We start from the raw sequence: 25,945 nt of genomic DNA on the forward strand, positions 1-25,945 counted from the left end.
GCAACCGCGACCGGCACCCTTTCGGGGTTCCCCGAGCCGTACAGAGCAGGTGGACAGGAGACGGGAGAACGGAGGCGGGCGGCAGGGGACACGGGCACGGGACGCGGGGCACGGGCACGGGGCAGGCAGGGGATGCGGGACGCGCCATGCGGGAGACGGGACGGGACGCGGGACTCTGCTGACGCTCGGGGGACGGGGACGGGGACGGGGACGGGGACAGGGGACAGGGCACGTCCGGGGGGAGGCAGGCCGGGGCCCGGCCGAGCGGCCGGGCCCCGGTCGGGTGAGCGGACTTGCGGCGGGAGGACCCCCGCAAGCGGTCTCCTCGTGGGTGGGCAGTGGTGTCCGCATGGGTGGGCAAGCGGTCTCCCCGTGGGTGGGTAAGCGGTCTCCCCGTGGGTGGGACCCGGCAGGCGGGCCCACCCCAGCGAACGCTCCCCTCCCCAGCGGACTCCCCGTCAGGTCGCGCTGACGCGCTCGAAGAGCCTCGGGCCCTTCGCGCCCTTCGTGTCCCCGTCGCTCCCGTCCTCGGTCAGCAGGTACGCCTGGGCCTCGCCGACGTGGAAGTACATGCCGTGCAGTTCGAGCGAGCCCTCCGCCAGGCGCCGGGCCACCGAGGGATGCGCCCGCAGATGCCGCAGTTGCTGCACCACGTTGATCAGGCACAGTTGCTCCACCCGGTCGGCGGGACTGCGGTCCACGAGCCCGGGAAGTTCCTGGGCCGGAGCGGACAGCAGCTCCAGACTCGGTCCGCCGTGCCGCAGCCAGCGCCGCAGAGGCGTGACCGGCCCGGCCCCGGGCGCGACGGCGATCCCGCCCCCGCCCGGCCCGGCCGCCCTCGCTCCGGTGGCCGGCACCGGTTCCGCCGCCTGGTCCGCGTCGCTCAGCAGCGCCTGCATGGCCCCGCAGCCGGAGTGGCCGCACACCGTGATGGAGGCGACGCGCAGGACGTCCACGGCGTACTCGATCGCGGCGGCCACCGAGTCGTCGCCGCTCTCCTCGCCCGGCAGCGGCACCAGATTGCCCACGTTGCGCACCGTGAACAGGTCGCCCGGACCGCTCGCCGTGATCATGCTGGTGACGAGACGGGAGTCCGCGCAGGTGAGGAACAGCTGCGAGGGGCTCTGGCCCTCGCGGGCCAGCCGCGCGAGTTCACCGCGGACATGCGGAGCCGTGTCGCGCTGGAAGACGCCGATACCGGAGGCCAGTTGGTGTCCCCCCGGCCGTACGGCCACGGGCCGCCCGGGAGCCGCGGCCGGATAGCTGTGGTTGCGCCACGGAATCCACGGCCGACAGTGGATGTGCGGGTCCGCCGCGGGTTCGGCGATACGGGTACCGGCCGGTCCGGTCATCTCGACGGTTCCTCCCTGCGCGAGGTGCGCGGTCTCCCAGTCCTGAAGGGTTTCGTAGGCGGCGTGGTCCATGAACGACCCGTCCAGTTCGACGAACGCGGGTGCGCCAGGTGGTACGAGGTGCAGCGCGCGGCTGAGCCGGGGCACCGCGAGGAAGGTCAACTGGCCTCGGACCCGGACCAGATGGGTGCCGTCCTGCTCGTGGTGGCTGATACGGGTGTGGGCGAGCCGGTGCAGCGCCGTGGCGACGGCCGCGGCGACCCCGAGGGCGACCCCCTCCAGCACACCGAAGAGGACGACGCCGAGCGTCGTGACCCCGTACACGAGGATCTCGCGGTGCCGCGTGACGGTCCTGATGTGGTTCAGGCTGACCATCTGGATGCCGACCGCCATCACCAGCGCCGCCAGGACGGCGAGCGGGATGAGCTCCAGTACGGGCACGAGCAGCAGGGCCGCGACGACGACCCACACCCCGTGCAGTGTCGAGGAGTCGCGGCTGACCGCGCCCGCGTTGATGTTGGCCGTGCTGCGGACGGCGACCCCGGCCACCGGCAGTCCACCGAGGGCGCCCGAGGTGATGTTCGCCGCGCCCTGGCCGAGCAGTTCGCGGTCGAGGTTCGAACGGGGGACCCGGGTGGCCTGCTCCGGGCGGCCCGCGACCAGCTTGTCGACGGCCACCGCGCCGAGCAGCGACTGGACGCTGGTGACCAGCGTCGTGGTGAGAACCCCGGCGAGGATGCCGAGAACCGGCCCCTCCGGCAGACCCGGCAGAGCGTGGCTGCTCCACGAGGGCAGGTCCACCTTGGGCAGCCGCAGGCCGCTGAGCGAGGCCACGGCGGTAGCGAGGGTCACCGCCACGAGCGCCGCGGGCACCTTGCGGGCGATCCGGCCGAGCCGGCGCGGAAGCCGGGGCCAGAGGTAGAGCACGGCGAGCGCGAGCCCGCTCATCGTGACGGCCTCCCACTGCGCGGCGGCGAACTGCGCGGGCAGGCCGCGCAGATTGTCGAGCACGACGCTCTGCGGGGTGCCGCCCAGGACGACGTGCAGCTGGGCGACGGCGATGGTGATGCCGATACCCGCGAGCATGCCGTGCACGATCGCTGGGCTCACGGCGAGCGCGGTGCGTGCGACCCGGAGCAGCCCGAGGCCGAGCTGGCACAGGCCGGCGCCCACGGTGATGGCGCATGTGGCGCGCCAGCCGTACTGGTGGATGAGGTCGGCGGTGACCACGGTCAGGCCGGCGGCCGGGCCGCTGACCTGAAGGGGGGAGCCGCCCAGCCGGGCGGCGACGAGCCCGCCGACCGCGGCGGCCACCAGCCCGGACTGGAGCGGGGCGCCGGTGGCCAGGGCGATGCCCAGCGACAGCGGAAGCGCGATCAGGAAGACCGCGAGAGAGGCCGAGAAGTCGGCCCCGGCGATGCGGAAGGGCTTGCGGCGCGGCGGCGGGGCATGCGGCTCGGGGGAGCCTGAGTCCCGTGCGGGGCCGTGGGGGGTGGAAGTGGATACGCAGGCGGTCATGGTGTTCCCGTCTCCTCCGGGGCTGCGCGGTCGCGGTCTTGGGGCGCGGCCGTGGGTCACGGCGTACAGCGGCGGGATGTGCTCAGCGGGTGCGCTGCGCGAGGACGCCGGGGATGGGTCGGGCCGGCGGTCCCTGCGCGGTGCTGTGTGTTTCCTACATGTTTCTGGATTGATTCAACGTTCGGTAAATGGACCGTAATTCAGAGTAAAGAACTGCTGTGGATTATCGGGGCAAACGGATCATTAATTCACTCTAAGGAGTTATTAATAATTTTGTACGGCTTGTCAGGACATGACAGGCCGATCGGGCGTGTGAGGTTGGCGCCGACCTCGGCCGGACCGGCACCCGCACAGCGCCGGGCCCTCGTCGGTGCGGCCTCAGAGCACGACCCGAGAAAGAAGGTGGGCCGTCATGGCAGCCACCAAGAGGATCGCCGCGGCGGCCGCGCTGGCCGCCGCCTGCGCCACGGCCCTGGCCGGGTGCGGGATCGGCGACAGTTCCCAGGAGACGGAGAAGCACGCGCGCGAGGGGGCCTCGGGCGCCCGGGAGAACGCGGAGCCCGCGCCCGCGCCCAGGAACGCCGTACGCCTCATCGGCGACGGCTCCACCGCCTTCACCGGTCTCCAGCCGCACCAGCCGGCCAGACCGCAGAAGCTCAGACCCGGTCAACGCCCGCCCCAGTTCGTCGTGTTCTCGTGGGACGGGGCCGGCGAGGACAGCCAGAAGCTCTTCTCGCACTTCCGTAAGGTCGCCAAGGAGAACAACGCCTCCATGACGTTCTTCCTGAGCGGCGTCTACCTGCTGCCCTCCGAGAAGCGCGACATGTACCACCCGCCGATGCACTCCCCGGGCCGCTCCGACATCGGCTTCAACGACGAGAAGGGCATCCGTGACACCGTCACCCAGCTGCGGGCCGCGTGGCTGGAGGGCAACGAGATCGGCACCCACTTCAACGGCCACTTCTGCGGGAAGGGCGGCGGGGTCGGGGAGTGGTCGGTCGCCGAGTGGCGCAGCGAGATCAACCAGGCCAAGAGCTTCGTCAAGACCTGGAAGAGCAACACCGGTGAACGGAAGGCGGACCCGCTGCCCTTCGACTACGACAAGGAGCTGGTCGGCGCCCGGACCCCCTGCCTCGAAGGGCGGGAGAACTTCATGACGGCCGCCCGGGAGATGGGCTTCCGCTACGACACCAGCGGAGTGCGCAATCAGGTCTGGCCGGACAAGAAACAGGGCATGTGGGACCTCTCGATGCACCTCGTGCCCGTGCCGGGCCGCGCCTTCGAGACCATCTCCATGGACTACAACTTCCTCGTCAACCAGTCGGGGACGACCAAGGGGGACCCCTCCCGGCACGAGTTCTGGGGCAACCAGATGCGGGACGGGCTGCTCAAGGGCTTCGAGCGCTCCTACCAGGGCAACCGCGCGCCGGTGATCATCGGCAACCACTTCGAGTCCTGGAACGGCGGCACCTACATGCGGGCCGTCGAGGAGACGGTGAAGAGCGTGTGCCACAAGAAGGAGGTCCGCTGCGTCTCCTTCCGGCAGCTCGCCGACTGGCTCGACGCACAGGACCCCGCGACCCTGGCCAAACTGCGCGGCCTCGACGTCGGTCAGGCGCCCCGGGGCGGCTGGCAGCGGTTCCTGGCGGCCCCGCCACCCGCGGCCGACCCGGGCAGGACGACGGACGCCGGGAACACGGGCAAGGCCGGATCGAAGCCCGAGCAGCCGGGGAACGCCGAGGGGGAGGGGAAGCCTGAGGGGTCCGGGGGAGGCTGAGGGGTCCGAAGGAGGCTGAGGGGGCGTCGGAGTAGGGCGAGCGGCGGGTAAGACCGGATGGGGCCGACGGAGGCGACGGGACCGGTGGGTCCCGGGGGCGGTGGGCCGCGGCGGTCATGGGGGCCGATGGGGTGCTGGGGCGGCGGGGCGTCAGGGCCGGTGGTACCGACGCCCCCCGGGCCGGTGGGCTGCGGCGGTCGTGGGCGGTCGCGGAGGCCGATGGGACCCCGGGGTCCGTGGGCCGCGGCGGTCGTGGGGCGGTGGCGGGGGCCGGCGGGGCGCCAGGACCGGTGCGATGCCAGGGCCGGTGGGTGCGGGGGCGGCGGCGGGCCGGGACATCGCCCGGACCGCCGCCCGCCCTCCGGCCGCCCGCCCTCCGCCCTCTCCCGCCCCGCTCAGGCCGGCTGCGCGGCCCGTCGCTCGTGCAGGACGAAGGCGGGGTCGACCTGAGCGGCCAGATCGGCGCCGGTCTTCTCGTTTCCCCAGCTACGGGCGTTCTTCAGATGGAAGTGGACCATCTGCCCCGTGTAGCGCTCCCAGTCCCGTTGCTCGTACGCGGCGTCCGCACATCCCTGGAGCGTGCGCAGCGCCGTCCGGTTGGGCTCCTCCAGTCGCGCGAGGGGCGCGGGGCGGCCCTTCTCCATCGCCCGCACCCAGTCCGAGTGCCCGACGGTGACCAGCAGGTCCTCGCCTACCTCCTCGCGCAGGAAGTCCACGTCGTCCGGGCCCTGCACCTTGTTGCCCACCACGCGCAGCGCTACTCCGAAGTCCCGCGCGTACTCCTTGTACTGGCGGTAGACGGAGACCCCCTTGCGGGTCGGTTCCGCGACCAGGAAGGTCATGTCGAAGCGGGTGAACATGCCCGAGGCGAAGGAGTCCGAGCCGGCCGTCATGTCCACCACGACGTACTCGTCCCGGCCGTCGACGAGGTGATTCAGGTACAGCTCCACCGCCCCGACCTTCGAGTGGTAGCAGGCGACGCCGAGATCCGACTCGGTGAACGGCCCGGTCGCCATGAGCCGGATCTCCCCGCCCTCCAGCGGCAGATCGCGGGCGCACGCGTCGTACACCGGGTTCGACTCACGTACCCGTACGAGACGGGAGCCGGAGCCGGGCGGTGTTGTCTTGATCATGGTCTCGACCGAGGCGATCCGTGGGTTGCTGCCCCGTAGGTACTCCTTGATGAGGGGCAGCCGCGCCCCCATCGCGGGGAGCCGGGCCGCCTCCTGCTCGTCGAGCCCGAGAGCGGCGCCCAGGTGCTGGTTGATGTCGGCGTCCACGGCGACGACGGGTGCGGCGGACGCGGCGAGATGGCGGATGAAGAGCGAGGACAGCGTCGTCTTGCCGCTGCCGCCCTTCCCCACGAAAGCGATCTTCATGTTCACCAAGAGTAGTGGGATCATCGCCTTCCGTGCCGCATCGAAGTGAAGAACACCACTCCTTCGAGGGGTCCGCCGACGGACTGCGTACTGTCGTACTCATGAGTACGACACGTGCCGCCGCCGATCCGCTCGCCCCTCTCGCGGACCTGCCCGGGGTCGCCGAAGCCGTGGAATCCGTCCGCACGGCGGTGGACCGGGTCTACGGGCACCGCGTCATGCGTCGGCGCAGCAACGAGATCAGCTCCGAGGCCGCGCTGCGCGGGGCCCGGGGTACCGCCGCGCTCTCCGGCGCGGACTGGGCGCTGGAAGAGGTGCGGCGCCGCACCGACTTCGGTACCGAACCGGAGGCGCAGACCATGGGGGCGGCGCTGCGGCTGTGCGCCGAGGCCGGTCAGCTCCTGTCGATCTGGAAGCAGTCCCCTCTGCGCGTGCTGGCCCGGCTGCATGTCGTCGCCGAGGCGACCGAGGCCCCGGCCGTGGGCCGGCCGCGGCTCGCGGGCGAGGCCGTCGACGAGCCCCTCGTCGAACTGCCGCTGCCCGACGCCGCCGAGACGGCCGCCCGGCTGGAGGGCCTCGCCGGTCTGGTCACCGCGGGAAGTTCGGCTCCCGCGCTGGTCACCGCCGCCGTCGTCCACGGCGAACTGCTCGCCCTGCGTCCCTTCGGCAGCCGCAACGGGCTCGTCGCCCGCGCCGCCGAGCGCATCGTCCTCATCGGCAGTGGACTCGACCCGAAGGCCATCTGCCCCGCCGAGGTCGGCCACGCCGAGCTGGGCGCGGAGGCGTACACCCGCGCTCTGGCCGGCTACGCCTCGGGCACGGCCGAGGGGATGTCGGCCTGGATCGGGCACTGCGCGCGCGCCGTCGAACTGGGCGCGAGGGAGTCGACGGCGGTGTGCGAGGCACTCCAGCGGGGCGCGGCCTGAGGTCCGCCGCACGGCGTCGCCCGCTGCGGGCTTCCGGGCGCCGCGTGCCGTACCTCCCCGGCGCCTCCGTGAAGAGGGGGCGAAGGGCGCGGAGGGCACGGAGGAGAAGGGTGCGACGGCACGAACAGGAGGCGTACCGCCGCACCGCTTCGCGGCCGCCGGGTGAACAAGCGCCTGCGTGTTGCCCATCAGGACGGAGTCTTCGCCCGTTCCTGGTGCGGCTCCCGTAGTCGACGGGTGAACGTCGCGTGGGTACCCGGCGGTGCGCGCGGTCCGTGGGGCCGTACTGCGTATCAGGTCTTCCTCGCGGATGTCCCTGGTCTCGCGGGCCGTCTCTTCCTTTGTACTCCTTCTCGTGGGGGTACGACAGTGGGGCGGCGGGCGGGTGCCGGGCCCCGCTCCGCCGAGGCGTCCGGCGGCCCCGGTGGTGGATGCCGTCTTGTCGGGCCCGGCCCCGGTGGCGTCGGCCCCGGTGGCGCCGGCCTCGGATGTCAGGGGGAGGCGAGGGCGTTCCGGCGCCGGCCCGTGTACCAGACGAGGCCCGCGGCGGCCGCCGCCCCGAACGCGGCCGCCGCGAACAGTGCCGGTCGTGGGGCGGGGAACCGGGGCAACCGCTTCTTGAGTCGTACCGGCCGGTGGAAGTCCAGCACCGGCCAGTCCCGGGCCACCGCCTCCTTGCGCAGGGCGCGGTCCGGGTTGACGGCCGCCGGGTGCCCCACCGCCTCCAGCATGGGCAGGTCGGTCGCCGAGTCGCTGTAGGCGTAGGAGCGCGAGAGGTCGTAGCCCTCGGAGACGGCCAGCTCCTTCACGGCCTCCGCCTTGGTCGGCCCGTAGGCGTAGTACTCCACCTCCCCCGTGAAGCAGCCGTCCTCCCCGACGACCATGCGGGTGGCCACCACGCGGTCGGCGCCCAGGAGTTCCCCGATCGGCTCCACCACCTCGACGCCGGAGGCCGAGACGAGCACCACGTCGCGGCCGGCCGCGTGATGCTCCTCGATCAGCGAGGCCGCCTCGTCGTAGATGATCGGGTCGATCAGGTCGTGCAGGGTCTCGGCGACGATCTCCTTGACCTGCTGGACGTTCCAGCCGCGACAGAGCGCGGACAGATACTGGCGCATCCGCTCCATCTGGTCGTGATCGGCGCCGCCGACCAGGAAGACGAACTGCGTGTAGGCCGTCCGCAGTGCCGCCCGGCGGTTGATCAGACCCCCTTGATAGAAGGACTTGCTGAAGGTGAGCGTGCTCGACTTCGCAATGACGGTCTTGTCCAGGTCGAAGAAGGCTGCGGTGCGCGGCAAGGAGTGGTTTTCCACATGCCCGAGCATAGGCGCCCACCATTCGGCGTAAGGTCTGGCGTGTGGGTTTGCCTGAGAAGGCTCTCGGGTACACCATGGAAGTCACGGATCGTTCGCGACCGTGTCCAACCCGGTCCGACTCCTCCCCCCCCGAGTCGGCCGTGGAGACGACCCCCGCTCTCCCCCCCGGCGGGGGTCGTCGCATGTCCGGACCCATTTCGGGTGCTTTGTTCCGTTGACGTGTCACGTCCTCTCCCTTTCCGCCGCCCTGCGAGCCGCTCGCTTCGTGCCGCCGCGTGTGCGCCGCGAGTCCAGTATGTCACTCACTGTAGTCGTGTGGGCGGGTCGGGGAAGATCTGTGGAAAACCCTTGAGTTGTCACCGGTATGGGTGATGGGGATATTCCGAACCGCTGAGTTGTCCACAGTTTTCGACCAAGATCCACATCATTTCTCTTGCCGTCGCAAGGTGATTCCCGTTCGCGAAGAAGTCGGGCTGTTCACGGAGTTCGTGAGCGGTGCTGGGAGAGTCAATTCGCGGAGTTCACGGATGTTCACGTGCGTATGGCGGGGCCCGCGTGGTCTCGCGGACAAGGGGTGTGAATCGGGATGGAAGAGAACAGGGAGAACGCCGCCCGGGAGGGCGCGGGCGGGCAGCCGCGGCCGGCTGCCGCGGGTGGAGCGGAGCAGGCCCGGTCGCCGTGGCCGGACCGGTCGGGTCGGACGGACCGGCCGGGCCGGCGGGTTCAGTGGAATCGGCAGGACCCGTCGGATCGGGCGGATCGTCCGGATCGGGCGGCCGAGTGCCTGCCGGGCCGGACGCGGCGTCCCGGGCCGCTGATCGTCACCGAGGATCTCGACCTGCTGGACGATCTGCTGCGCCTGTGCGCGGCGGCGGGCGTGCGCCCGGAGGTGCACCACGGGGTTCCCGAGACACGTGGGGGCTGGGAAGCGCCGCCGCTGGTGCTGGTCGGGGACGACGCCGTGCCCCGGGTGCGGCGGGCCTCCCGCAGGAGCGGGGTCCTGCTCGTCGGTCGCGACACGGGCGAGCCGGACGTCTGGCGCCGGGCCGTGGAGATCGGCGCGGAGAACGTCCTGCGGCTGCCCGAGGCCGAGGAGTGGCTGACGTACCGGATCGCCGACGCCGCCGAGGGGGCGGCACGGCCGGCGCTCAGCATCGGTGTGGTGGGCGGAAGGGGCGGTGCGGGCGCTTCCACGCTGGCCTGCGCGCTCGCGATCACGGCGGCGGCGCGGGGCAGCCGCACCATGCTCGTCGACGCCGATCCGCTCGGTGGCGGCCTCGACGTACTGCTTGGTGGAGAGACCGTCGAGGGCCTCCGCTGGCCCGCCTTCGCCCGCTCTCGGGGCCGCGTCGCGGGAGGGGCCCTGGAGGAGTCCCTGCCCGAACTGCACGCGCTGCGGGTGCTGAGCTGGGATCGCGGTCCCGCGAGCACCATCAGCCCGGAGGCGGTGCGGGCGGTGCTGGCGGCGGCGCGTCGGCGGGGCGGGATTCTGATCGTCGATCTTCCGCGCCGCCTCGACGAGACGACGGCGGAGGCACTGGCCCAGCTCGACCTCGGACTGCTCGTCGTGCCCAAGGAGTTGAGGGCCCTCGCGGCGGCCAGCAGGGTCGCGTCCACGGTCGGCATGGTGCTGCGGGACGTGCGGGCGGTGGTGGCGGCCGGCACGGGGCCGGTGGCCAAGGGTCTCGACGCGCAGGCGATGGCGCGGCTGCTCGACCTGCCCCTGGTCGGCGAAGTGCCGTTCGACCGGGGTGTGTCGCAGGCCCAGGCGGCGGGGCGGCCGCCCGGCGCGGCCGCACGCGGGCCCCTGGCCCGCTTCTGCCGGGACTTCTGGGCGCGGGTGGCTCCGTCCGACCCGGAGGCGGGGCCGCTCGGGCCTCTGGTCGCGGCTTCGGGGGCGGTCGCCTCGTCCCCAGTCGCCGGTGGGTTTCCGGGGCCGGTGGTGACCTCGTCGCCACCCGCCGGAGAGGCGCCCGGCCCCGAACCCGTCTCCCGTGGCGAAGGGCCTGGTGCGTCAGAGGCGTTCGCCGAGGACGCCGGCGCTCCGAAGCTGTACGCCGAGGGCGCTCGTGAACCGGCGCCGTACGCCGATACCTACGGCGTCCGCGCCTCGGGCGCGCACGCCGACGCCTACGACGCTCGGGCTTCGGATTCGTTCGCCGAGGGCCGTGCGCCGGAAGTGTTCACCGACGGTGCCTTCGCCCGTGGGCCGCGGGTGCCGGGGTGGGTGCGTGGTGCGGGCGGTGGGGCCTCGCTCGGTTCCTCGTTTGTGGCGGCCGGCGCCCCGGTGGGCGGCGCGCCCACGGCACGGCTTCGGCCTCGCCGGGTGGGGGCCTGGCCCGCGGGCACGCGGCCGTCCACGGTGAGGGTTCCGGCCGGACCTGCCGAAGGCGGTGTCGGCGTATGAGCGCCGCGACCTCCGAAGCGCTCCTCGACGGGGTGCGGCAGTGGCTCGCCGAGCGCGGCGCGCAGCCCACTCCGGCCCAGGTGGCGCGGGCACTGCGGGAGCAGGGCCGGGTGCTCGGGGACAGCGAGGTGCTGTTCGCCGCCCACCGGCTGCGCTCCGAACTCGTCGGCGCGGGACCGCTGGAGCCTCTGCTCGCCGACCCCGAGGTCACGGACGTCCTGGTGTCCGGGCCCGATCAGGTGTGGGTCGAGCGGGGTGGCGGACTGGAGCTGACGGGCGTGCGGTTCACCGACGCGGGCGCCGTCCGCAGACTCGCCCAGCGACTCGCCGCCGTCGCCGGGCGCAGGCTCGACGACGCCAGGCCGTGGGTGGACGCCCGGCTGCCGGACGGCACTCGTCTGCACGCCGTACTGCCTCCCGTCGCGGTCGGCTCCACGTGCCTGTCGCTGCGAGTGGTGCGGCCAAGAGCCTTCACCCTGCGGGAGTTGACCGAGGCCGGCACCGTACCTCCCGGTGGGGACGCCGTCCTGCGGGGACTTGTGGAGGCCCGGTTGTCGTTCCTGGTGAGCGGCGGTACGGGCACGGGCAAGACCACCCTGCTGAGCGCCCTGCTCGGCCTCGTCGGTGAGCGGGAGCGTCTCGTCCTCGCGGAGGACTCGGCCGAGTTGCGGCCGGACCACCCCCACGTGGTGCGACTGGAGACGCGACCGGCGAACCAGGAGGGCGCCGGGCACGTGGCGCTCCAGGACCTCGTGCGGCAGGCGCTGCGCATGCGCCCGGACCGGCTGGTCGTGGGCGAGGTACGTGGAGGGGAGGTCGTCCATCTGCTCGCGGCGCTCAACACGGGTCATGAGGGCGGCTGTTGCACGGTTCACGCGAACACCGCGTCGGACGTGCCGGCCCGGTTGGAGGCGCTCGGCACGGCTGCCGGGCTCGACCGGTCGGCCTTGCACAGCCAGGTCGCCGCGGCCCTGTCCGTCGTGATCCACCTCGTGCGGGACCGGAGGGGACGGCGCCGGATCGCCGAGATCCGCGTGCTGGAAAGGGACTCGGCCGGGTTCGTGCGTACGGTGCCGGCACTGCGCTGGGGCGAACGGGCTTTCCACCGGGAAACGGGCTGGCCCAGGCTGCGGGAGCTGCTGGACGAGCGGGGCTGCGCGGAGCCGGCGTCGTGACGGGCCAAGGGCGGCTCGGCGCCGACTCGTGGCACGGGGCGGCCGGTCAGCTCACTTCGCTTCCCTGGGCGCTCGCGGTGTCGGCCGTGGCGGCCGGCGCGGTCCTCTGGGGCGCGGGGCGCGACGCTGTGCCCGCGCGCGCGGCGCGCCTGTTCGCGGACGGCCTGCACGACCCGAAGGGCGCTCGGGTGTCTTCGGCCCGCACACGGGCCGTCGCACTGGTGCGTGCGCGGATGCGGCCGCAGTGGTGGTGTCCGGTCGCGGGCGTGCTGGCCGCCGTGGGAACCGCGTCGGTACTGCCGCTTCTGCTCGGCGGCCTGAGCATGCCCCTCGTGCGGCGGGCGAGCCGAGGCCGGGCCGTGCGCAGGGCACGGGCCTCACGGACCGACGCGGTCATCACCCTGTGCGGGGTGCTGGCCGGTGAGGTCCGGGCGGGCCGGCAGCCCGCGGCGGGGTTGCTGACGGCGCTGCGCGAGTGCGGAGGACTCGGCGGGGCGGAGGCGGCCGTCGTGGCGGCGGCCCGCTTCGGCGGGGACGTCCCCGGGGCGTTGCGGTCCGCGTCCGGGGAGCCGGGCGCCGAAGGGCTGGTCGGCCTGGCCGCCTGCTGGCGCGTCGCGGTGGACCGGGGCGCCGGGCTCGCGGCCGGGCTGGAGCGGCTGGAGCGTTCCCTCACCGCCGAGCGCGACCAGCGGGCGGACTTGGAGGCGCAGTTGACCGGTGCGCGTGCCACGGCGCTGCTGCTCGCCGGTCTTCCGCTCCTCGGCCTGCTCGTGGGCACGGCCCTCGGCGCGAACCCGCTGCGGGTACTGCTCCACACCTCGGCGGGCCTGATGTGCCTCGGGGTGGGAGGGGCGCTGGAGGCGGTCGGCCTGTGGTGGGCGCTCGGGCTCGTGCGCCGTGCGGAGACCGGGGCCGGCGCAGGGAGGCCCGGATGACCGGCGCGGAAGTCGTCCACAGGCTGGGGGTGGTGGTGTGGGGGACGGCCGCGGTCCTGACGCTCCTCGTGTGGGCCGTCGAGCGGTACGCGATACGAGCGCTGCGGTGCAGGGCCGACCGGCTCCTGTGTGGCGCCGGGCCGCGGGCGGTCGCGCACCGGGTGCTCCTGGACCCGCCCGGGTGGTGGCGGTGGGTCGTGCCCCGGCTGTCGGGAGGGCCGGACGGTCCGGGCCGCCTGCGGGGAGGGGCGGAGGTGGTGGGGGCGGTCGCCGCCGGCTACGTCCTCGTCGGAGGAGTGACGGGGGTGCTCGCCGGATGCGTGGGCGGGTTGCTCGTACGGCGTCGACGTGCCCGGTCAGCAGGAGCGGCCCACCGGAACGGAAAGGCCGTCCGCGGGTCCTCCTACGGGGTGGCGCGCACCGGCGGTCCGGAGTGCGAGGCACAAGTGCCTCTTGCGGCCGACCTGCTGGCCGCCTGCGTGGCGGCGGGCGCCGGGCCGGTGGAAGCCGCGGAGGCCGTCGGCGACTCGCTGGGCGGCCCGGTGGGGACCCGGCTCGCCCAGGTCGCCGCGGAGATCAGACTCGGAGGCGACCCGGCGCGGGCCTGGGCCGGTTTCGGCGCCTTGCCGGGGGCCGGAGGGCTGGCCCGGTTACTGGAACGGGCGACCGCCTCGGGTGCGCCCGCCGCCGAGCCCGTGACCCGTCTCGCGGCCGACTGCCGGGCGCGCTGGAACCGCGCGGCGACGGCTCGGGCCAGGCGGGCCGCCGTGCTGGTCACGGCACCCCTCGGCCTCTGCTTCCTGCCTGCCTTCCTGGTCGTCGGGGTGGCCCCCGTCCTGATCGGTCTGGCCGGCGCGCTCCTGAGGGGGGCGTGAGCGGCCCGCACAGGCAGCCCGCGGCGAGCGGTGAGCGGTTCTCGACAGCACCCCATCGGCACCCCCATCGGCAGCACCCATATCGGCAGCACTGACATCGACAGCACTCGATCAGCGGCACTTGAGCAGGACGGAGACAGGAATGAGCAGGACGGAGACGGACATGGGCGGCACCGTGAGGAACGGCACAAGGACCGGCGCGGGCGGGCAGCGGTGCGCGGCCGGCCTCAGGAGGATCGAGAGGACAAGCGACCGGACGGGCGGAGGGCACGGTACGGAGGTCGCCCCGCCTGTCGGGACGCTCCGCCGGAGGGACACGACGAGGCCGCACGCGCTGGCGCGGGGCACGCGCACGGACAGCCCGCCCGGCGCCCCGGTGACGCGGCTTCGCCCGGTCGGGGTCCGGTCGGCGCCGCCTCGGAAGCGGACGCGGGAGGCCGCGGGCAGGAAGAGGGCACTTCTCGCCCTGCGACTGCGGTGGATCAGGAGGACGGCACGGCAGGACGCGGGGATGGCCACCGCGGAGTACGCCATGGCACTGCTCGCGGCGGTCGGGTTCGCCGGAATCCTCTACAAGATCGTGACGGGCGGAGCCGTGCGGTCCGCGCTGGAAGCCTTGGTCACGAAGGCGCTCCATGGCTAGGGAGGCCGGGGGCCGGCGCACCCGCCGGCCCCCGGGCCGCCCCGGACGCGCCGGCCGCCCTGAGCGGGGTGTCCGCCCTGAGCGGGGTGTCCGGCCCGGACGAAGTGACCGGCCCCGACGTGGTGGCCACCTCTGGCCCGGGGACGACAGGGGGACGGTGACGGCCGAGGCCGCCGTGGTGCTTCCCCTCCTCGCGCTGTTCGCGATGGGGCTCGTCTGGGCCCTGCTCGCGGCGGCGGCCCAGGTGCAGTGCGTCGACGCGGCGCGGGCGGCGGCCCGCTCGGCGGCCCGGCAGGACACCGGCGGGGAGACGCTGGACACGGCGCGTGGCGCGGCACCGAAGGGCGCGAGGGTCACGGTCAGCAGGGAGGGTGATCTGGTGCGGGTTCGGGTCAGCGCCGAGGCTCCGGGCCCCCGAGGGCTCGGGGTAAGGCTCAGTTCGACGGCGGTGGCCCTCGCGGAGGAGACGGTCGGCACCACGCCGGGTGGCGCGCCCGAACCGGGCTCACCACCGGCCGGTACGGGCCGGGGCTCCCCGCCGGCCGGTCACGCGGGAGCCCCGGCGGCCGTGGGCCGCTCCCTCACGGCGGTGCGCCCTGCGTCGTACAAGGGGCGCGAGGAGGCGGTGGGGCCGTGAACCCGAAGCCCCCCACGGGCGGGGGACGACCACCGGTCACCGGAGGCGGGGCGCGTTCGAGGGCGCGGTCCGATCGTGGGGCGGCCACGGTGTGGGTCGTGGTGACGATGTCGGTGCTCGGCCTGCTCTTCGCGGCCGCCCTGGGGACGGGGCAAGCTGTCGTGGCGCGGCACCGCGCTGCCGGGACGGCGGATCTCGCGGCTCTCGCGGCGGCCGACTCGTGGGTCCGGGGACCGGAGGCGGCCTGTGCGGCGGCCCGGCGGGTGGCGCGGGCGCAGGGCGGACTGATCGAGGTCTGCTCGGTGCGGGGCCAGATCGCCGAGGTCGCGGCGCGCGCGGCGCTCGGGCCGTACGCGGTGCGGGTCAGGGCGCGGGCGGGGCCCCCCGGAGCAGCACCGTGAGCAGGCGTACGGCGGCGCGCTTGTGCAGGGGCTCGTTGCCGTTGCCGCACTTGGGGGACTGCACGCAGGAGGGGCAGCCCGCCTCGCACTCGCACGCGGCGATGGCCTCGCGGGTCGCCGTCAGCCACTCCCGTGCGGTGTGGAAGGCGCGCTCCGCGAAGCCCGCGCCGCCCGGATGGCCGTCGTACACGAAGACCGTGGGAAGGAGGGTGTCGGGATGCAGCGGCACCGAGACGCCGCCGATGTCCCAGCGGTCGCAGGTCGCGAAGAGCGGGAGGAGCCCGATGGAGGCGTGTTCGGCGGCGTGCAGGGCGCCACCGAGCTGCTCGGGGTTGATCCGGGCGGCGTCGAGCTGGTCCTCGGTGACCGTCCACCACACGGCGCGGGTGCGCAGGGTGCGGGGCGGTAGGTCGAGTTTGGTCTCGCCGAGCACCTCGCCGGTGATGAGCCGGCGGCGCAGGTACGAGACCACCTGATGGGTGACCTCGACCGAGCCGAAGCACAGCCGGCCCTCGCCCCACGGGATCGTGGTGTCGGTCTCCAGTACGGAGACGGCGGTGGTGTCCCGGGCGGTGGTGGAGTACGGCGGAGCGGCCTCCTCGACGAGGGCGACGTTGTCGTCCAGGTCGAGGTGGCGTACCTGATAGGTGCGGCCCTGGTGCAGGTGGACGGCGCCCTCGTGCACGGTGGTGTGGGCGGCGGAGGCGTCGACCGTGCCGAGCAGCCGGCCGGTGCCGTCCTCCACGATCTGCACGGGGGTGCCGCCCTCGCCCCGGATGTCGGCGAGGTCGGCGGCGCGCTCCCTGCGGGTCCAGTACCAGGAGGCGCCGCGACGGCGCAGCAGCTTCGCGGACTCCAGTTGCGGGAGCAGCCCGGCGACGGCGGGCCCGAACAGGTCGAGGTCGGCCTCGCTCAGGGGGAGTTCCGCCGCCGCCGCGCACAGGTGCGGGGCGAGGACGTACGGGTTGTCCGGGTCGAGGACGGTCGACTCGACGGGCTGGTCGAAGATCGCCTCGGGGTGGTGCACGAGGAAGGTGTCCAGCGGGTCGTCGCGCGCGACGAGCACGGCGAGGGCTCCCTGACCGGTGCGCCCGGCACGCCCGGCCTGCTGCCACAGCGAGGCGCGGGTCCCGGGATAGCCGGCGATGACCACCGCGTCGAGACCGGCCACGTCGACGCCCAGCTCCAGGGCCGTGGTCGCGGCGAGGCCGAGCAGCTCACCGGAGTGCAGCGCCCGCTCCAGAGCGCGTCGCTCCTCGGGCAGGTATCCGCCTCGGTAGGCGGCGACCCGGGCGGGCAGCGAGCGGTCGATCTCGCCGAGGCGTTCCTTCGCGATGACCGAGATCAGCTCCGCGCCACGCCGGGAGCGCACGAAAGCGACGGATCTCACACCCTGGACGGTGAGGTCGGTGAGGATGCTCGCGGTCTCGGCGGTCGCGGTCCGTCGTACGGGTGCGTTCTTCTCGCCCACCAGTTCGGTGAGCGGTGGCTCCCACAGGGCGAAGACGACCTCGCCGCGCGGGGAGCCGTCGTCCGCGACCTCGGCGACCGGCAGCCCGGTCAGCCGGCGCCCGGCCACGGCGGGCTCGGCGGCCGTGGCGGAGGCCAGTAGGAACACCGGCTCGGAGCCGTAGCGGGCGCACAGCCGGCGCAGTCGCCGCAGGACCTGGGCGACGTGCGAGCCGAAGATGCCGCGGTAGACGTGGCACTCGTCGATCACCACGTAGCGCAGGGCGCGCAGGAAGGAGGACCAGCGGGGGTGTGACGGCAGGATGCCCCGGTGCAGCATGTCCGGGTTGGTCAGCACGTAGTTCGCGTACTGGCGCACCCACTCGCGTTCCTCGACCGGCGTGTCCCCGTCGTAGACGGCGGGGCGCACCGCCCGGCCCAGCGGCTGCGCAAGCGCTTTCACCGCCCGGCGCTGGTCGGCGGCGAGGGCCTTGGTGGGGGCGAGGTACAGGGCCGTGCTGCCGCGCCCGTTCGGGGCCTCGGAGCCGTCGAGGAGGGCGGACAGGACGGGTACGAGGTAGCCGAGCGACTTCCCCGAGGCCGTACCGGTCGAGACCACGACCGACTTCCCGTCCAGGGCGTGCTCGGCGGCCTCGGCCTGGTGGGACCAGGGATGCTCGATACCGGCGGCCTGCACGGCCGCGACGACCTCGGCGCGAACCCGGTCGGGCCAGACGGCATAGCGGGCCGCACGTGGGGGCAGGTGCTCCGTATGAGTGATGCGCTCAGCGCGGCTCGCCCCTGCGGCGATGCGGTCGAGAACCGCTCGGGGAGAGTGCTGTGCGGCCGTGCCCTCGAAGGGCCGGCCGGTCGTGGAGAACGTGGCCATCGGCATCGAGTGTGTCACTGGTGCGGCGGACAATGCGTTGAAGCGTCGTGCACGCGTGCAGGTAAGTGATTGAATGCCATGGCGGCTGGCGAACCGTCCCGGGGGCTCAGGCCGAGGTGTCCCGAGGGACGACCGCTCGATAGCAAGGTGCTGGAGGATCAGTGGACCTGTCCCTGTCGACTCGCAATGTTTCCGGCCCCAGCGGCGACCGTACGGTCGTCCTGGTAGGCGGCGAAATCGACGTGTACACCGCTCCCAAGCTGCGCGAGCAGCTCGTGGAGCTGGTGAACGACGGCAATTTCCATCTCGTCGTCGACATGGAGGGAGTCGACTTCCTCGACTCCACCGGACTCGGTGTCCTGGTGGGTGGCTTGAAGAGGGTGCGGGCCCATGAGGGCTCGCTGCGCCTGGTGTGCAACCAGGAGCGCATTCTCAAGATCTTCCGTATCACCGGCCTGACCAAGGTCTTCCCCATTCACAACTCGGTCGACGAAGCCGTCGCGGCGACCGACTGAGCAGCGTGTGACCCCGGGCCCGGTCGGTCCGGGGGTCAGGCGTGGGTGGCGCGGGGCGCGGAGCCCCGGCGTCGCCCGAGCACGTACGTATGTCTGAGGGGGACCGCATGGCCACCGTCGAACTCCGCTTCAGCGCCCTGCCCTCGCATGTCAGGACAGCCCGGCTCGTCGCCGCCTCCGTGGCGCGCAGGTCCGGGGTGGACGAGGCCGTGCTCGACGAGGTCCGCCTCGCGGTCGGCGAGGCGTGCACCCGCGCCGTCGGCCTGCACCGCAACCACGACGTCTCCGAACCGGTCAGCGTGCTGCTGATCGAGGAGGAGAAGCAGTTCTCCATCGAGGTGGTCGACCAGGCGCCGCACGCCTCGGCGACGGACGCCTCGCCCGGCGCCATGCTCAACTCCGAGGACGTCGACACGGAGGGTGAGGACGAGATGGGGCTCGCCGTCATCAGCGGCCTGGTCGACGACGTCGAGGTGACCACGGCGCAGGGCGGAGGACGGCTGCGTATGACCTGGCCGACCACCCCCGCGCAGAGCGGGCCCACCGCGGCCTCCTGAGACGGACGCGGCGGCGGTCGCCCGGGGCGGCGGGACGGGGCGGGAGCGGGTTCGGGCCCCACCGGTCCCGGGTTTCCTCGGTGGTCCCGAAGTGGTCCCGATGTGGCACTGGTGGCACTCCGCCATGTCCGCGCGGCTCTGCCCTTTCTTCCGCGTCCGCCCTGTCTTGTGCCCGACCTGGCGTGCATCCGGCCTGAGGTCCGCCTGTTCCTCCCGCAGCAGCGCCCGCTCCTCCCGCCGTGCCCGCTCCTCCCGCCGCGCTCGACCCCCATAACGGCCATTTCCCCGAGGCCGTCAGATGTCGTCTTACTGGCCGTCAGGCCGTCTCCGTGCGGCGGTCATACGGGGGCGAAGCGGTCCGTGAGACATCTCTCCCGTGGTGCGAACGGCCTAAGATCTGACAAAACGTACGCAAGTCTCCCTGTGGTTGATCGCGTGCCGTGTAAGTTCCGGGGCCGAGACCATGGAGGGACCGATCCGGTGAACAAGAAACTCGCGTTCGCACTGTCCGGCAGTGCGGTACTGGTGCTGGCCCTGTCGGGATGCGGGGACGACAAGAACGACAAGCTCGACAGTTGGGCGAAGACTTTCTGCGGCGACGTGCAGCCGCAGGTCAAGAAGATCGAGGGCGCCAACGACGCCATCCAGAAGCAGACCTCGGACACGAGTGCGCCGGCCGATGTGCAGAAGACGGACTCGAAGGCGTTCCAGGATCTGTCGGACGCGTACAAGGGCATGGCGTCCGCCGTGACCAAGGCGGGTGCTCCTCCGGTCGACGACGGGGAGAAGACGAAGAACGACGCGGTGAAGGAGCTGAACTCCATCTCCGCCTCCTACGCCGACCTCAAGAAGAGGGTCGACGCCCTGAACGTCAAGGACCAGGCGAAGTTCGCGGACGGCCTGAAGGACGTCGCCACCCGCCTCGGCAAGATCAGCCAGAACGGCAACCGCGCCCTGGACAAGCTCCAGTCCGGCGATGTCGCGAAGGCGATGAAGGACCAGGAGAGCTGCCAGAACGCCTCGCCGGCCGCCACCGCCAGCCCGTCCTGAACCCGCTCCGAACCCGCCCGGAACCGCTCCGAATCCGCCCGGAACTGCTCCGGACCCGCTCTGGCTTCTTCTCAGGCCGTCCTGGCGAAGCTTCCGGCACCTTGAGGAAGCCTTCGGACGGCTCCGGGCGGCTTCGGGCAGCTGGGGGCGGCTTTCGGGAACCTTCGGGTGCTTTGCCGTCCCCCCGGCCTGCTGACGGCCCCCCAGGCGGGGGCCCGGACAGCGTCGCTGAGGGAACGTCTCCTTCCTTCAGGGGGCAGGTGCAGGGGCGCGTGTCGGGCACGGGCGAGAGCCTTCCGGGGTGAGCCCACCACCCGCCCGGCGCGGCATGCCGGGCGGATGGTGGGCTCCGTTGTCGGTGGGGGCGGACACAATGGACGGGTGAGCAACAGTTCCATGAGCCCGAGCAGTCCCGCTGATCCCGAGGGCCCCGGCGGCCGGCCCGCCGGTCCGTCCGGTCAGGCCAGTCCGTCCGGTCAGGCCGGTCCGTCCTGGGTGCCGGCGGAGTCCGGTGACCTCCGCCCCCTGCCCGGTCTCCCCTCCCACGAGGGGAGCGGGGCCGAGGTGGCCGGCCGATTGGGGGAGGCGCTGCGAAAGGCCGAGTTCACCGCCGACGGGCTGCTCGACCTGCTCGGCGCCCCGGCCTACGCGGCGCTCGCTCGCGGGGAGACCGTGCCCGCGCTGCGGGCGACCAGGGAGCGGAGCCCCGTAGCCGTACTCGCGCGCCTCTTCCTGCTCCAGGACACGGTTCCGTCCGGAGCGCTGGAGGCGGTGCTGTCCGAGGAACTGGTGCGGGACGCCGAGTCGGCGGGCTGGCTGGTGCGTGACGGGCGCGGAAGGCCGCGCGCCGCGGTCGACGTCCGGCCGTACGGCGGGCCGGGGGGCGAGGACTGGTTCATCGTCTCCGACCTCGGGTGCGCGGTCGGCGGTGCCGGAGGCATCGGCAGCCGGGACGAGGGCGTCGTGCTCGGGGTCGGCGGCGCCTCCACGACGCTCGCGGGCCTCACGGTGCGCAAGCCGGTCGGCAGCGCGCTCGACATCGGTACGGGCTCCGGGGTGCAGGCCCTGCACGCCTCGCCGTACGCGAGCCGCGTCACCGTGACCGACCTCAACCCCAGGGCCCTCGTCTTCGCGGCGCTCACCCTCGCCCTGTCGGGAATGCCGCCCGCCGTGGCGCGCGCCGGTTCGCTGTTCGAGCCGGTGGGCGAGGAGAGCTTCGACCTGATCGTCTCGAACCCGCCGTTCGTGATCTCCCCCGGTGCCCGGCTGACCTACCGGGACGGCGGGATGGAGGGGGACGCGCTGTGCCGGAGCCTCGTCGGCGGCGCGGGGGAGCGGCTCACCGTGGGCGGGTACGCGCAGTTCCTCGCCAACTGGGAGCACGTCGAGGGTGAGGAGTGGGCCGAGCGGGTCCGTTCCTGGGTCCCGGCGGGCTGCGACGCGTGGATCGTGCAGCGCGAGGCGCAGGACGTCACGCAGTACGCCGAACTCTGGCTCCGGGACGCGGGGGACCACCGCCGCGACCCACAGGCTTACGCCCGACGCTACGAGGAGTGGCTCGACACCTTCGCGGCGCGCGGCACCAAGGCGGTGGGCTTCGGCTGGATCACGCTGCGCCGTACCGCGGCGGAGGAACCCTCCGTGACGGTCGAGGAGTGGCCGCACTCCGTCGAGCAGCCGCTCGGCGACACCGTCCTCGACCACTTCGCCCGCGTCGACTACCTGCGCTCGCACGATGACGCGGCCCTGCTCGCGGACCGCTTCCGGCTCGCCCCCGAGGTGGTGCAGGAACAGATCGGGGCCCCGGGGGCCGAGGACCCCGAGTACCTCGTGCTGCGGCAGCACCGGGGGATGCGACGGGCCACCAAGGTGGACACCGTCGGCGCCGGGTTCGCCGGGGCCTGCGACGGAACGCTGACCGCCGGGGCGATCCTCGACGCCATCGCCCAGCTCGTCGACGAGGACCCGGTCCGGCTGCGGGACCGCACCCCCGCCCAGATCAGGCTGCTCGTGGAACAGGGGTTCCTGGAACCCGTCGAGTAGCCGGCGGCCCGGTCTCCGCCGTCCCCGGCCCCGGCGCTCTCCCGTCGCCCCGGCGCTCTCCCGTCGCCCGGCGGTCTCTCGTGGCCCCCGTGCCCGCCCGTCGGACGCGTGGCGCTGTCCTGGTGTTCACCCGGGGTTCGCGTCCGCGACGTCCCGTGCTGCCAGCCTCCCGATCCTGTGGGCGGTCACCGGGGCTCGAACGGGCGGCCGCCGCCGGTGCGGCGAGGCGAGGCGGGGGAACGTATGGACGCGATCACGGAGAGCCTGCCCGCGATATTCGCGGGCGCGGTCTTCCTGCTCTTCGGCGGCGGTCTGCTCCTGTGGACCTGTGTACGTCTCGCGCACCGGGCGCCCGTGGCCGAAGGGGCGCATCCACTGGCCTCGGCGACACTCGGGCTGCTCACCGGTGCCGGAACCGTCCTCCTCGCGCTCTGGTGCTTCAGCCGTGTCTGAAGTCAGCCCGTATCCGAAGTCGGCTGTACACGTAGCCGGCCCGTATGCGAAGTCGGCCGTGTCTGAAGTCAGCCGTACCTGAAATCGGCCGTATCTGACGCCGGTCTGTCCGAAGTCGGCCGTATCCCTATCTCATGTCGGCCACATCAGAGGCCGGCGTCGGCCGCGTCCGAAGCCGGGTGTCCGCCTCCGGCGCCGGGTGTCCACGTCCGAAGTCGTGTCCGAGTCAGGTTCGTGGTCGACGGGGGACCGGCGGGGAGCGAAGGGTGAGCCTGATCCGTGTCCGGGCCGGGGCCGGGGGCGAGGCGCGGCGCCCCGTGAATCCGTGCGCCCCCGGCGCGGCGCGGGGTCCGCGGCCGGGGGCCGGTCGTGCGCCCGTCGTGGTTCCCGCGGCCCCGGCGGGCTCTTCCGGTGGACGCGCAGAAGCCGCCGAGAGGCCCCCGCGTAGGCGTCGGCGTAGGCCCCCACCTGCGGTGGAGCCGAGCGTCCCCGGTAGGGGCGCACATGGCCCGAAACGGCGTACAGGTGGTCCGGGCGGCAGGAATGGCGGTAGTCGGGTTACCGTTCGAGTGGCCGTTGCGGGCTTTTCCCGTTTGACACGGGGGCGGGAGGTACCGTCACACTCCGCAGCGTCAGCAGTCACCCACCCGCAGGAGCGTGGGCGGCACGGACCCCCTCGGGTCCGGCCCCCGGGCGTTCCCCGCGGGCCTTGAGCCTCGACCGGAGAGAAGAGCCACGTTGTCCCCGACCAGCGAGACCGCACGCGGCGGTCGCCGACTCGTCATCGTCGAGTCGCCTGCCAAGGCGAAGACGATCAAGGGCTACCTCGGCCCCGGCTACACCGTCGAAGCGAGCGTCGGGCACATTCGCGACCTCCCCAGCGGTGCCGCCGAGGTGCCCGAGAAGTACACGGGCGAGGTGCGCCGGCTCGGCGTGGACGTTGAGAACGACTTCCAGCCCGTCTACGTCGTCAACGCTGACAAGAAGGCGCAGGTCAAGAAGCTCAAGGATCTGCTGCGCGACTCCGACGAACTCTTCCTCGCCACCGATGAGGACCGCGAGGGCGAGGCCATCGCCTGGCACCTCCAGGAAGTGCTCAAGCCCAAGATCCCCGTCCACCGCATGGTCTTCCACGAGATCACCAAGGACGCGATCCGGGCCGCCGTGGCCAACCCGCGCGAGCTGAACCAGAAGCTGGTCGACGCCCAGGAGACCCGCCGAATCCTCGACCGTCTCTACGGATACGAGGTCTCGCCGGTCCTGTGGAAGAAGGTCATGCCGCGGCTGTCGGCCGGGCGTGTGCAGTCGGTCGCGACCCGGCTCGTCGTCGAGCGGGAGCGCGAGCGCATCGCCTTCCGCTCCGCCGAGTACTGGGACCTCACCGGCACCTTCGGCACCGGCCGCACCGGTGACGCGAGTGACCCGTCCACGCTGACCGCGCGGCTGTCCGCCGTCGACGGCAAGCGTGTCGCCCAGGGCCGCGACTTCGACTCCTTCGGGCAGCTCAAGTCCGGCACCCTGCACCTCGACGAGGCGAACGCCCGCGCGCTCGCCGCCGGCCTGGCCGGCAGCAGCTTCGCGGTCCGCTCCGTCGAGTCGAAGCCGTACCGTCGCTCGCCGTACGCGCCCTTCCGCACCACGACGCTCCAGCAGGAGGCGAGCCGCAAGCTCGGCTTCGGGGCGAAGGCCACGATGCAGGTCGCGCAGAAGCTGTACGAGAACGGCTTCATCACCTATATGCGTACCGACTCCACGACGCTCTCGGACACCGCCGTGTCCGCCGCGCGGGCCCAGGTCACGCAGCTGTACGGCGGCGACTACCTGCCCGACAAGCCGCGTACGTACGCCGGGAAGGTCAAGAACGCGCAGGAGGCGCACGAGGCGATCCGCCCCTCCGGGGACCGCTTCCGCACCCCGGCGGAGACGGGCCTGACCGGCGACCAGTTCCGGCTGTACGAGCTGATCTGGAAGCGGACCGTCGCCTCCCAGATGAAGGACGCGGTCGGCAACAGCGTCACCGTCAAGATCGCCGGCACCTCCGCCGACGGCCGGGACGCCGAGTTCTCCGCCTCCGGCAAGACCATCACCTTCCACGGCTTCCTCAAGGCGTACGTCGAGGGCGCGGACGACCCGAACGCGGAGCTGGACGACCGCGAGCGCAGGCTGCCGCAGGTCGCCGAGGGCGACGCGCTGAGCGCCCGGGAGATCACCGCCGACGGCCACTCCACCAAGCCGCCGGCCCGCTACACCGAGGCCAGCCTGGTCAAGGAGCTGGAGGAGCGCGAGATCGGCCGCCCGTCGACGTACGCGTCGATCATCGGCACGATCCTGGACCGCGGTTACGTGTTCAAGAAGGGCACGGCCCTCGTGCCGTCCTTCCTGTCCTTCGCCGTGGTCAACCTGCTGGAGAAGCACTTCGGGCGGCTCGTCGACTACGACTTCACCGCGAAGATGGAGGACGACCTCGACCGCATCGCGCGCGGCGAGGCCCAGGCCGTGCCGTGGCTGCGCCGGTTCTACTTCGGCGAGGGGGACGCCGGAACCGTTGGTTCCGCCGCTGACGCGGGAGGGGACGGCGATCACCTCGGCGGTCTGAAGGAGCTGGTCACCGACCTCGGCGCGATCGACGCCCGTGAGGTGTCCTCCTTCCCCGTCGGCGACGGCATCGTGCTGCGTGTCGGGCGCTACGGGCCCTACGTCGAGCGCGGTGAGAAGGACTCCGAGAACCACCAGCGCGCCGACATCCCCGAGGACCTCGCTCCCGACGAGCTGTCCGTCGAGTACGCCGAGGAGCTGCTGGCCAAGCCGAGCGGCGACTTCGAGCTGGGCACCGACCCGGAGACCGGCCGGCAGATCGTCGCGAAGGACGGGCGCTACGGCCCGTACGTCACCGAGATCCTGCCCGAGGGCACTCCGAAGACCGGCAAGAACGCGGTCAAGCCGCGTACCGCCTCGCTCTTCAAGTCGATGTCCCTGGACACGGTGACCCTCGCCGACGCGCTCAAGCTCATGTCGCTGCCGCGGGTCGTGGGCGTGGACCCGGAGGGCGTCGAGATCACCGCGCAGAACGGGCGGTACGGGCCGTACCTCAAGAAGGGCACGGACTCGCGCTCGCTCCAGACCGAGGAGCAGCTCTTCGAGATCACTCTTGAGGAAGCTCTCGCGATCTACGCGCAGCCCAAGCAGCGCGGGCGGGCCGCCGCCAAGCCCCCGCTCAAGGAGCTGGGCGAGGACCCCGTCAGCGGGAAGCCGGTCGTCGTCAAGGACGGGCGCTTCGGCGCGTACGTGACCGACGGCGAGACCAACGCGACGCTGCGGGCCGCCGACAGCGTCGAGGAGATCACTCCGGAGCGCGGGTACGAGCTGCTCGCCGAGAAGCGGGCCAAGGGCCCCGCCAAGAAGACGGCGAAGAAGGCCGTCAAGAAGGCGCCCGCGAAGAAGTCGGCCGCGAAGTCGACGGCGAAGAAGACGACCACCGCGGCCAAGAAGACGACCACCGCGGCGAAGAAGACCACGGCGACGGCCGCGAAGAAGACGTCGGCCGCGGCGAAGAAGGCGGCCGCGGGCAAGTCGGCGGCCTCCGGGAAGTCGGCCACGGCGACGAGGACGACTGACGAGGGCTGAGACCTTCTTGCGGCGGGGCCGGTC

Annotated in this window: 16 protein-coding genes and 3 pseudogenes; 15 read left to right on the plus strand and 4 right to left on the minus strand. The window is 72.9% G+C overall.

Features of this window, described 5'->3' with window-relative positions; translation table 11 throughout:
- Positions 1–458: 458 nt before the first annotated feature.
- Positions 459–2,870, minus strand: a complete 2,412-nt coding sequence (locus ACFYMP_RS19080; RefSeq protein WP_388858533.1) for a bifunctional SulP family inorganic anion transporter/carbonic anhydrase — start codon at positions 2,868–2,870, stop codon at positions 459–461.
- 412 nt (positions 2,871–3,282) lie between these two features.
- Here ACFYMP_RS19080 and ACFYMP_RS19085 point away from each other — a divergent pair, with 412 nt between their 5' ends.
- Positions 3,283–4,647 (plus strand): hypothetical protein, encoded by a 1,365-nt coding sequence (locus ACFYMP_RS19085; RefSeq protein WP_388858536.1) that lies wholly within the window; start codon positions 3,283–3,285, stop codon positions 4,645–4,647.
- 395 nt (positions 4,648–5,042) lie between these two features.
- Here ACFYMP_RS19085 and ACFYMP_RS19090 read toward each other — a convergent pair whose 3' ends face one another.
- Positions 5,043–6,026 (minus strand): ATP-binding protein, encoded by a 984-nt coding sequence (locus tag ACFYMP_RS19090; protein ID WP_388858539.1) that lies wholly within the window; start codon positions 6,024–6,026, stop codon positions 5,043–5,045.
- Between the two features lie 101 nt (positions 6,027–6,127).
- On the opposite strand from ACFYMP_RS19090, the gene ACFYMP_RS19095 reads away from it, so the two are divergent.
- Positions 6,128–6,952 (plus strand): oxidoreductase, encoded by an 825-nt coding sequence (locus ACFYMP_RS19095; protein ID WP_388858542.1) that lies wholly within the window; start codon positions 6,128–6,130, stop codon positions 6,950–6,952.
- 491 nt (positions 6,953–7,443) lie between these two features.
- On the opposite strand, the gene ACFYMP_RS19100 is transcribed toward ACFYMP_RS19095, so the two are convergent.
- Positions 7,444–8,277, minus strand: coding sequence for an HAD family hydrolase (locus tag ACFYMP_RS19100; protein WP_388858545.1), 834 nt, complete (start codon positions 8,275–8,277; stop codon positions 7,444–7,446).
- Positions 8,278–9,052: 775 nt separating this feature from the next.
- Here ACFYMP_RS19100 and ssd point away from each other — a divergent pair.
- The 7 genes and pseudogenes from ssd to ACFYMP_RS19135 all read left to right on the plus strand — a co-directional run.
- Positions 9,053–10,108 (plus strand): annotated as a pseudogene (gene ssd, locus ACFYMP_RS19105) (septum site-determining protein Ssd); the annotation flags it as partial.
- A 563-nt stretch (positions 10,109–10,671) separates the two neighbouring features.
- A complete protein-coding gene (locus tag ACFYMP_RS19110; RefSeq protein WP_388858548.1) occupies positions 10,672–11,850 on the plus strand; it encodes a TadA family conjugal transfer-associated ATPase in 1,179 nt (392 codons plus the stop codon).
- Positions 11,847–12,785: a type II secretion system F family protein gene (locus ACFYMP_RS19115; RefSeq protein WP_388858551.1), complete on the plus strand. Its 939-nt coding sequence runs from the start codon at positions 11,847–11,849 to the stop codon at positions 12,783–12,785. Before ACFYMP_RS19110 ends, ACFYMP_RS19115 begins: the two co-directional genes overlap by 4 nt.
- A complete protein-coding gene (locus tag ACFYMP_RS19120) occupies positions 12,782–13,660 on the plus strand; it encodes a type II secretion system F family protein (protein ID WP_388858554.1) in 879 nt (292 codons plus the stop codon). The genes ACFYMP_RS19115 and ACFYMP_RS19120 overlap by 4 nt, the downstream gene beginning before the upstream one ends.
- A gap of 511 nt (positions 13,661–14,171) precedes the next feature.
- Complete coding sequence (locus ACFYMP_RS19125; RefSeq protein ID WP_388858557.1) at positions 14,172–14,303, plus strand: DUF4244 domain-containing protein; 132 nt, start codon at positions 14,172–14,174, stop codon at positions 14,301–14,303.
- Positions 14,304–14,460: 157 nt separating this feature from the next.
- Positions 14,461–14,778: pseudogene (locus ACFYMP_RS19130) on the plus strand (TadE family type IV pilus minor pilin); the annotation flags it as partial.
- 251 nt (positions 14,779–15,029) lie between these two features.
- Positions 15,030–15,341 (plus strand): Rv3654c family TadE-like protein, encoded by a 312-nt coding sequence (locus tag ACFYMP_RS19135; protein WP_388859021.1) that lies wholly within the window; start codon positions 15,030–15,032, stop codon positions 15,339–15,341.
- Here ACFYMP_RS19135 and ACFYMP_RS19140 read toward each other — a convergent pair.
- A pseudogene (locus ACFYMP_RS19140) lies at positions 15,304–17,759 on the minus strand (DEAD/DEAH box helicase). The gene ACFYMP_RS19135 and the pseudogene ACFYMP_RS19140 overlap by 38 nt on opposite strands.
- Before the next feature lie 81 nt (positions 17,760–17,840).
- On the opposite strand from ACFYMP_RS19140, the gene ACFYMP_RS19145 reads away from it, so the two are divergent.
- The 6 genes from ACFYMP_RS19145 (at position 17,841) to topA (ending at position 25,921) form a co-directional block, all read left to right on the plus strand.
- A complete protein-coding gene (locus ACFYMP_RS19145; RefSeq protein ID WP_363145596.1) occupies positions 17,841–18,194 on the plus strand; it encodes an STAS domain-containing protein in 354 nt (117 codons plus the stop codon).
- A 107-nt stretch (positions 18,195–18,301) separates the two neighbouring features.
- Entirely contained in the window at positions 18,302–18,751 is a 450-nt protein-coding gene (locus ACFYMP_RS19150) for an ATP-binding protein (RefSeq protein WP_388858560.1), read from the plus strand.
- A gap of 480 nt (positions 18,752–19,231) precedes the next feature.
- Positions 19,232–19,801, plus strand: a complete 570-nt coding sequence (locus tag ACFYMP_RS19155) for a small secreted protein (protein WP_388858563.1) — start codon at positions 19,232–19,234, stop codon at positions 19,799–19,801.
- Positions 19,802–20,140: 339 nt separating this feature from the next.
- On the plus strand, positions 20,141–21,844 hold the full coding sequence (locus tag ACFYMP_RS19160; protein WP_388858566.1) for a methyltransferase: 1,704 nt from the start codon (positions 20,141–20,143) through the stop codon (positions 21,842–21,844).
- Positions 21,845–22,087: 243 nt separating this feature from the next.
- Positions 22,088–22,297: a hypothetical protein gene (locus ACFYMP_RS19165; RefSeq protein ID WP_388858569.1), complete on the plus strand. Its 210-nt coding sequence runs from the start codon at positions 22,088–22,090 to the stop codon at positions 22,295–22,297.
- 738 nt (positions 22,298–23,035) lie between these two features.
- On the plus strand, positions 23,036–25,921 hold the full coding sequence (gene topA, locus ACFYMP_RS19170) for a type I DNA topoisomerase (protein ID WP_388858572.1): 2,886 nt from the start codon (positions 23,036–23,038) through the stop codon (positions 25,919–25,921).
- The last annotated feature ends 24 nt before the right edge of the window (positions 25,922–25,945 follow it).

Origin of the sequence: Streptomyces sp. NPDC007088 (assembly GCF_042869355.1) — a bacterium.
Lineage (GTDB): Bacteria > Actinomycetota > Actinomycetes > Streptomycetales > Streptomycetaceae > Streptomyces.